The sequence below is a fragment of the Leptolyngbya cf. ectocarpi LEGE 11479 genome (assembly GCF_015207065.1).
Classification (GTDB): domain Bacteria; phylum Cyanobacteriota; class Cyanobacteriia; order Phormidesmidales; family Phormidesmidaceae; genus Leptothoe; species Leptothoe ectocarpi.
Genome location: NZ_JADEXP010000265.1, coordinates 1 through 9,105 on the forward strand (window position 1 = coordinate 1; position 9,105 = coordinate 9,105).

At 50.5% G+C, this 9,105-nt stretch carries 6 protein-coding genes; 4 read left to right on the forward strand and 2 right to left on the reverse strand.

The features are described from left to right. Nucleotides 1–278 precede the first annotated feature (278 nt). A complete protein-coding gene (locus IQ260_RS22175) occupies nt 279–1,112 on the forward strand; it encodes a DUF4231 domain-containing protein (protein WP_193995267.1) in 834 nt (277 codons plus the stop codon). A 48-nt stretch (nt 1,113–1,160) separates the two neighbouring features. Here the strand turns inward: IQ260_RS22175 and IQ260_RS22180 are convergent, their stop codons facing one another. Both IQ260_RS22180 and rmuC read right to left on the reverse strand, forming a co-directional pair. Next, nucleotides 1,161–4,415 carry a cyclic nucleotide-binding domain-containing protein gene (locus tag IQ260_RS22180; protein WP_193995268.1) on the reverse strand — a complete coding sequence of 1,085 codons (3,255 nt, stop codon included), beginning with the start codon at nt 4,413–4,415 and terminating at the stop codon, nt 1,161–1,163. 94 nt (nt 4,416–4,509) lie between these two features. After that, nucleotides 4,510–6,006 (reverse strand): DNA recombination protein RmuC, encoded by a 1,497-nt coding sequence (gene rmuC, locus IQ260_RS22185; RefSeq protein WP_193995269.1) that lies wholly within the window; start codon nt 6,004–6,006, stop codon nt 4,510–4,512. Nucleotides 6,007–6,388: 382 nt separating this feature from the next. Here rmuC and IQ260_RS22190 point away from each other — a divergent pair, with 382 nt between their 5' ends. From IQ260_RS22190 to IQ260_RS22200, 3 genes are all read left to right on the forward strand, one after another. Then, nucleotides 6,389–6,997, forward strand: coding sequence for a DUF3038 domain-containing protein (locus tag IQ260_RS22190; protein WP_193995270.1), 609 nt, complete (start codon nt 6,389–6,391; stop codon nt 6,995–6,997). Continuing rightward, nucleotides 6,994–8,529, forward strand: a complete 1,536-nt coding sequence (locus IQ260_RS22195; protein ID WP_193995271.1) for a DUF4335 domain-containing protein — start codon at nt 6,994–6,996, stop codon at nt 8,527–8,529. The genes IQ260_RS22190 and IQ260_RS22195 overlap by 4 nt, the downstream gene beginning before the upstream one ends. A 79-nt stretch (nt 8,530–8,608) precedes the next feature. Beyond that, nucleotides 8,609–9,105: hypothetical protein (locus IQ260_RS22200; protein WP_228016341.1), on the forward strand; the 497-nt coding region annotated here is incomplete at its 3' end.

Genomic DNA, 9,105 nt, shown 5'->3' on the forward strand with positions numbered 1-9,105 from the left:
TTATAACGTTGGCCTAATAATCATATCTTGATAATCGAAGACAATAGACCTATAAAGCTAGATATACGTAAAAAAGCAGCAAGCTGACATCGAATCTGCCTGGATTCTACAAAAAATGTTTTTTGAGTATATCTACTGTTCACACAGTCCAAAAATTGGTCTAGGAGACTCTCTAAGATTAGAAAAAATTAACAACTTATTTATATGTAAATTAATAGTTGTCTTGTTAAAATAAGACAGCATGAAAATACGTTTTTGTCGAGGCTTCTAATAGCAAAATGACTAGTAAAACTCCAGATTCATTCAAAATAAGGTTAAACCCAGCAGATTTAACCTCAGGCATAGATAGTAAGAGCGTTCCTCTAACATTCAGGTTGATTGAATTCTTGCTGTTGTCAATCTGTATTGTTTTAGTTGCATTCTTAGTTCTTTCTTTGGGTCATAGAGAAACAGTTATCTATGCGCTTGCAATTGTTTCAATTCTTCTCTTAGTATTGGTTTTCAATCGTCAGGTATTAAAAGATTATCGTAAATCTTCTCAAAAACAGGAAAATGAGAAGAAAGCTGGTCTCTACAGCATCGTTTTAGAAGACTCTGCTTCAGATAAGTCGATGAACCTGATGCGTCAGAGAGCGCTTCAGTATTGCCAAGATTTGATCAATGATTATAAGGAGACTCGCCGTACTTCGAGAAGTATTTATTATGTATTCCAAATTTCAACTATTATCCTATCTGGTGTAACTCCTATTTTAGTTCTATTAGATAAGGTTGAAGTACAGTCGAATTGGGTCAAATGGCTTCCTGTTATCTTTCCAGCCATTGCTTCAATCGTAACTAGTATTTCTACATCCTTTCCATTTCAAGAAAATTCAGTTGCTGCTAACACTGCGGTAGAACTTTTGGAAGCAGAGCAGGAGAGATTTATTTTAGGTGTTACGCCTGCTTATCGCTTCTTTGATATAGAAGACGAAGCAAAGCGAAAGCGAAAAATTCAAGAATCTGTTGAAAGCTTTGTAAATCAAGTTAATCAAATTCATCTGAAGCAGATAGCGGCGGCTACTCAACCTGAACCTTCAAAGGCCAATGAGAAAGGTACTCCAGCGTTAGTGTAAGTATCGCTATCAAGCCAGGAGATGCGATTATTGTGATGATGACATCTCCTAACAGCTCTGAAAAGTTTCATCTACAACATCAGTTGTATTCGCCACAAATTTCTTAGCCGACCGAAACTTATCGGTTTCCCGCAGCTGCTGGCTCATAAACCGACAAATTTCCAACAAAATGTGGGGTCGCTGAGTCGTCAAACTAATAAACCGCTGTTTTTCTAGCTTTAGAAGCATGCAGTCATCCCTAGCAATGGCTCCATTCCAGCGGGGGGCATCGTCAAATAGAGCAATCTCACCAAAATAGTTACCCTTTTCCAAGTGTTTAATCTCCCGCTGCTCATCTTCAACGGTCTTAACGATCTGTACCGTCCCAGAAGCAATGATGTACAGATGGGAGCCCCAGCTACCCTCTTCAAATACGGTTTCACTAGCCATAAACTGTTGCGGCACCAGCGCTTCATCAATCAAAAGCAGCTCATCCAAGGAAAGGTTTTGAAACAGAGCCACATCTTTGAGAATCAGTAGACGGTTCATAAGCGTGTCGGGAGTAGGCGATACCGTGGAGACATCCTGTAATAGGGGAACAGCTAAGGGAACTGTGGGAAACAAATCGTGGGCAACAGCTCTCACCATAGGATCCACATCGAGCAAAGATGTCCTGGGAATTTTGGCTAAGGCAATTAAAGCCCCTGCCCGCAGCCAGCGGTCCTTAGACTCAATCGCCTCAAGCAGGATCTTATAGCCTTTTTTCCGCAACCAGCTCAGGGATGATTGCCGGGTTTGCACCGGACCTGGACTTTCGACATCCTGTTCCAAGAGCGGCAGCAGCGGCAGCACAAACCGACGATGGCTGAGGGAGGCCAGCACTTCTACGGCATTGGAGCGATCGCGACTGTCGGTGGTGACAAAAATCTGATTGACGGTGTTGACGGTGCGGCTATGGCCCAAGCTGGATAGGACATAGAGCACCTTTTGAATCAGCCGATAGTGATAATCGTCAATGGCAACAGCCAGGGGTTGCCAGTTGGGGTCATCGCGGGGAATCTGGGTCTGCCACTGACGGGTGTGGCTCACCTGCTGAAAATCATGGGCCAGGTGGGCATATAAAATATCGCTGGCGCGGCGGGTACGAATTTGACCGATGGTTGAGATCGCACCGTTCACCGTGTTGCGATCGCCAGAGTCCAGCTGGACCTGAGCTTCTGCTAGCCCTCCTTGAGCGGCTAGCCACTGGGCCGCCTGGTTACGCACCCGAGGATGAGAGTCCCCTAAGGCATGGATCAGCGGTGTCAAATCCTGATGGCCCTGCTGCCACAAATCCAGAGCCGCAATCCTCACGGCAGGCTGACTATGGGACAGATGCTGCTGCGCTAGAGCCAATGCCCGAGTCTTATCATCGTCCGCCATAGTCTCGATCAGGGCTGCCAGAGTTTCCAGACCTAGTCGCTTGGTTTCAGCCGTGCCCTCGGGTAGCAGCCGCATTACTAACAGCTTGAGCAAGGTTCCATCTGCACTGCGAGCCACCACCCGAATCACGGCCTTAGCCACCCCCTCATCTAGCATGGACGGGGCCTCCGCAAGATTCTCAGGCAGCTCAGTGGCTACCGCTGGACCCTGTAGCTGCGCCACCAGCGCCAATGCTTGCAAACTGGCATCTTCATGGCCGCTGAGTTCAGCCAATAGAGGCTCTGCAATCGGCTGCTGCTGCACCATTAAAATTTCCAAAGCGGTCAACCGACAGGCCAACGGCTGCTCTTGCCCCAGCTGTTCTTGCCATACAGCCCAAAGCGCCGCTTCGTCCGCCTCGGCGGTTTCGGCTACACCGCCTTCTACTTGTTCAAAGCCGTCACTAAACAGCGTCACCACCGCCGAGCGCACCTGTCGATCGGCTCCCGGCAATAATGTCAGCACATCCTCTAAAAATTCAAGCGGTGCGCCAAACCGCGTTGCCAGGTCCAGTCCTTTGATCTGATCGTAGCGATCCTCTGAGCGCAGCAGGGTTTCAACGGTAGCTCTTAGAGGCAACACCGACTGACGGCTGGCCAAGCGATCCAGGTCAATGGCATCGGTGCGGATCAAATCTTCTAACCCCGCCGCATAAAAACGACCCATGGGCAGACGCACCATGAGAAATACCACCACCAGACTGCACACCACCCAGGAGATTTGCTCCAAACTCAGGGCGTGTTCACATACTAATAAAAATACGCCGGCACAGGTCAGGCCCACGGCGTAGATTACCCCATCGCTTAAGGCCCGAATCCGCCCCAAAAACGCCTGGGGAATCGCATTGTAATTGAGCTGGTGTACCGGTAAATTGATTGCTTTGTAAAGGGCATCTCCGTTAATCTGCAGACCAATGGCTGCCGGTAGCTGACCATTTAACCCCAGCCCCACAAATGCCATCAGGGTGGTTAAGGGAAATACCACATTCATCCGGGCGACGCCCAGCCATCGCAACAGAGGCCGCGTCAAACCGTATAAAACCGCCATTTGAACGATACTGACCACCACCCGCATCAGCCCCAAAAAGCCAGTCAGATCCCGCTGACTAAACTGCTGACCGTAGATACTGAACCACAGAAATTCAGAACTTAGATAAATGATTACCAGCAGAAAACTGCTGGTGGCCAGAAAAATGACCAGAGGATAGCGTTTGGTCAGTTCCGGGAAAGACTGCAGCGATTCTAAAACTCCCACGGTTTCAGTGGGGGCCGTGGTTAAAGGGCGCTGGGTGCGGTCGAGATAGGTGAGTTGCAAGAATGAGATTACGATCACTCCTGGCAAACACAACAGCAAATTCTCAGTATCTAACCACCGCGACAGACCGCTGACGATGCCCCCACCGATCAAAGTTCCCACCGCCTGAGAAATACCGATATAGGGGGCATACTGCTTATACTCCAGGGTATTGAAGTAGTCAGTCAGCAAACTCGGATAGAGAATATTGTTGCAAATATCCCACTGAAAAAAACTGACTACCAGTAGCCCGTAATAAACCGGTGTAAGCTCCAGGGGCAATACTAGCCGCAGCCCCACGAACAACACCAGGAAAATCACCAGGGCTCCACAAAAAAGTTGGGTACTGCGTACCCGCTGCACCACCTGACTCACCCCAACATAGGCAGGCATTGAGCACAGGCCAATTAGAATAAAGGCTAGGGGCAAACGCTCTGCCCCTAGCTGACTCACAAAGATAGAATTAGCCACCGCAATTGCCATCACGCTCTGCACAAGCACCGTTACTGCTAGCAGCAACAGCTGGGTCAAGCGACCATTGGGTAAAAATTTGAACAATGCGGTCAGCATTAAAAAGTAAATGTCATAACGTATCCATACTATTAATTAATGGTCATGATGGAAAAATGTAGCCAGTGGTAGAGATATCCTCCGGGAATTGCTCCTAGGCCTTTTCCCCACTGTTGTCCTGCTGCACAGACCGGGGCCGTCGATCGATGGGCGCAATGGTGTCTAGCTCATCTCCGGTACCTGCTCCCAGGGCCTTAAATTTGCGAGCACTCACCAAAACACGACTTTCCAACGACCCCACTGCTTTATTAAAGGTGTCGACAGTTGAGTCCAGACCCCGGCGCATCTTTTGTAAATGTCCCGTGAATACTCGCATCCGTTCATACAGCTCTCGGCCTAGATCGCTAATCTGCTGGGCATTTGCGGTGACTGCATCCTGCTGCCAGCCATAGGCTACGGCTTTGAGTAGGGCAATCAGCGTGGTGGGCGTTGCTAAGATTACCCGCTGGGCGATACCAATTTCAATCAGGCTGGGGTCTTGTTCCAGTGCAGCGCTAAAGAAAATCTCCCCTGGCAAAAACAGGACTACAAACTCAGGGCTGGGTTGAAACTGGTCCCAATAGGCTTTTTGGCTCAGCTGCTGAATGTGACGACGCACCTGCTGGGCATGCTCTTTGAGCTTGGCCAGTCGCCGAGTTTCATCGGTCTCATCCAACGCCTCTAGATAGGCTGACAGGGGGGCTTTGGCATCAACGACAATGCGTCGCTGCTGGGGTAGCTGCACTACCATGTCAGGGCGGAGGGTGTTGTTTGCGATCGCAACCTGCTGAGTAAAATCACAGTGCTCTACCATCCCGGCTATTTCCACCACCCGCTTGAGTTGAATTTCCCCCCAGCGTCCCCGCACGGTGGGTGCTCGTAGCGCCTTGGTTAAATTCACCGTTTCGGTTTGTAGCTGTAATTGCCCCCGAGCCAGCTGGGTGATCTGCTCACTCAGCTGACTATAGGCCGATAGCCGATGCCGCTCTAGATCCTGCAAATAGGTCTCCACCTTAGCCAGCGAAGAGCGTAGCGGCTGGACCACCCCATCAATCGCCTGCTGCCGCTGCTGCAAGTCGCTACTCGACTGAGCATGAAACTGTCCCAGCTTCGTCTCGGCCAGATTCAAAAATGCCTCATTGTTGGTTTGTAATGCCTGGGCAGACAGCACCTGGAACGCGTCCGCCATGCGTTCTCGAGTTTGATGCCACAGGGCCAATTTTTCATCGGTGGCCTGCTGCTGTTCCTGTAGCTGGGTGCGGGTCTGAACCACCTGGGCCATCAGCTGACTATTCTCTGTTTGCAACTGCTGTAGCTGTGCTTGCAGCTGCTCTGTGCGGGCGGCTTTAGTCTCAGCCACCGCCTGCTGCGCCGCTGCTGCCGTCATCGCCTGTCGCTGCTGCTCTAGACCTGATTGCAAACTGTCAATCTGCTGGCGCAAGACAATCAGCTGCTCATCCCTGGTGTGGAGCTGTTCAACCATGGTGGCCCGCTCGGCTACCAAATCATTTTTGGCCCGCTCCCGGATCGCTTGCGATCGCAGCCGCCATCCGAACCAACTCACTAAACAGCCTGCCCCCGTCCCCGCCAGAAAAAATACCGGCCACTGCATAGTTAAAGTACATGGTTACTATTGCACCATAGAGTAGCGCTCCTAAATCCCAAAGTCCAGGCTAACTCCCCACCCAAAGCTTAAGCGTTTTAGGAAATCGCGTTTATTCCGCCACAGCAACCGGGTACCTTCATAGGGGATATGAATAAGTATTGATAATAAAATTGCCCTTAAGCAACACTGTCAGTAACAACAACACAGCCATTGATATGGGTTAAACTCAACCTGTTTCACATCCAGAACTTACAGTTTTCGCAGGGAAAACTCAGGGTTTCATCTTGGATGTAGTTTATGTTTTGATAGGAGCTGGTCTTTTAGACCGATAGGTAAACAACCGTTCACATCCACCACAGCGACTAAATTCACAAGAGTCTTATAGGGAATGACCGTCAAAAGCCCACCCGAGAAATCCGTCAGACCTCCGATACTGGACAAACTGCCTAACTACGGCATCCAAAGCGATGAGTGCCCCCGACGGGCAAAGACGCAGCTAGACTTTATCATGCTTGCGATTGAGGCACTTGAACTCAATGCATCCCAGGTGATGTTGACTGCTATTAAGGAACTGGGTTTACAAGATGTCCTCAAAAGTCGAGTTCATCTATGGCGACTGCGTAGTACAAATCCATTGCGGAAGTTTAACCAACGTCAGCCCCTCTCCCTGGAAGAAGCTAAGGCTCTAGTCCTGGTGGTGTGCTATCTGTGCCGTCAGCTCACCGTCCTCACTCGTCAGCTGTTTTTGGGCTACCAGCAACTGCAGGATCAACAGCTTTCCCTAGAGCACCATTTTCGCTTAGCCAAGTATCTCAAGCGGTTTCGCTCCCATTTTCGGGCTCGGATGAATCCCAAACGGGCGACCGTACTAGCCTACAGCACCGATGAAAAGCTAGACGAGTTAGCCCTCTCATTACTGACTCAACTACTGCTATGTACTGGCACTCGCAGCGAAGAACGTCTGTGGGCTAGCCTCTTTGATGGGGAGGTATCATGACCATTCAACGCCAATATGTACTACCCAACTGCAGCCTAGTGCTAGAAGGGTTGAGCGCAGACGCCTCCAATGTGCTCTCCATTTTAGCGAGTGCTGAATTCAAAATTGTTGGAATTGAGCAACCCTTAACCGGGGGAGTTGACTTCTTTAAGTCCGTCGTCGGTGCAGTCAGCGCCTATCACCAACGTCTGCTGAGCGGTTTAGACCATCCGGAGCACAACCCCAACCAAGCCTCACCGGTTGGGGTTGAACCCGGTGAGGGGCAATATCACCGGCTGACGATCAAACCTGAGCTGCTTGAGTCTGCTGAGACCTCGATTTCCCAGCCAATCGACTTATCCACCGTACAGCTATTTGACATGGCCGAAGCCATCGATCAGTTCTGTGCAGATACCCAAACCTTGCCCGATTTCTCCATACCGCTGGCTCCCCTGGCGCGCAAATATGTCAGACCAGAAGAACCGTTAGCCCAGAGAGCTATCCCTCCCTTACTCGGATTTGGCACCCTGGCGGTAGCCGCCCTTGGACTATTCTTCTTACCCGTTCCAGAACTGGCAGACCCGGAAAATCGCGAACAGCAGAATACGGCTGCCCTGGAGAACTCCAACGGCGATGAGTCAGTTGCTGATACACCGACTGCTGATATACCGGCTACAGAGACTCAGCCAGCCGATGATGATGATGTATCCGAACCTGAGACCGCCGCCCTATCAGACCAGACCAGTAACCCCATTACGGATAGCACTCAGCTAACTGAGCTACAGCAACAAGTTCAGCAACAAATTAGCGCTGCTTTACCCAGCGATAGTGCCTTTGACCAGCCGCTACGCTATCAAGTCTCGGTGGCTGAGAATGGAGATATCCTCGGCTACAACCCTTTAGATGAAGCCTCACTGGACAATTTAGACAACACTCCGCTGCCGACTTTGACCTACATACCAGTAGATGCCACCACTGTAGAGCCCGTGGCCCAGTTTGAGGTCACGCTAGCCGCTGATGGCACCGTTGACGTGGTTTCTGAAACGGTCACTCCCGAAACCATTACGCCTGAGGTAGTTCCCCCAGAGTCTACAGAGGCAGAGGACAGCATAAACGAGGACAGCATAAACGAGGACACTACCAGCAGCGATCCAACAGCACCGTCCTCCAGCAGCCAATCTGCCGACAGTTCATCCGATAGTTCATCTAAATCTATAGCCAGCGGTTCAGCCAAGCTATTGGGCTCCATAGATCGTCCTATTCAAGATAGCGATCGCATTTACGAACTGAATCAAGAACTACGGCGGTCAATTATTGATAAGCGAGTTGACAACTGGTCTGGTCCAGAAGTCCGCTATCGCGTCCGCATCGACGAAGATGGCAATGTCACCGGCTATGAAGCTGATAATACAGCCGCCGAGCAGTATGCAGCCGATTTTAAAATACCGGATCTGGTTCAAACCACGACGACTGAGCAACCCCAGCTCGATTTTCTCGTTGTTATTGGCGACAACAATGTGGTGGAGGTTAACCCTTGGGATGGATGGCCTTAGTGTTCGGGACGTACCAGACACGCCATATTAATCCACATTAATAAAATCAACTGTTGATACGGCCAGAGGTTCCATCGCTGTGTCTAACGAGCAATATCCTAACCTTCCTGCTCCCGGCCCCCCACCTGAACTATCCCCTACTATCAAGGCTAAGCCTCTGGCTCCACGCCGTCGTTGGATAGGTTATGGGGCAAATGTATTAACCGGTTTGGGGCTATTGCTGATGGGACTGCCGATTGCCTGGCTTTTGGGTGTGAGCACCGCTAGGGTGATAGCGGGACCTGGCCAGAACGTACCTTTCCAGGAGAGAGTTCTGCGTCGGAGCAATCGGATCATTACAGAAATCCATCGCTTGCCCGATCGCTGGCAACCCACACCGCCCCCTGAGACCCGGATTGAGCCCATTCCCATTCCAACACAGCCGGTTGAGCCTTTAACTCCGGCTCCCGCCGCCCTCAACAACCGCGAACGTCAGATTGCAAAAGAAGAACTAGCGGCTCTCCAGCAGGAATTTGAAACGATCCGAAAACGACTATTTGACCTTGAAAGTAAGCTGGGCCAGGCACAATCTACAGC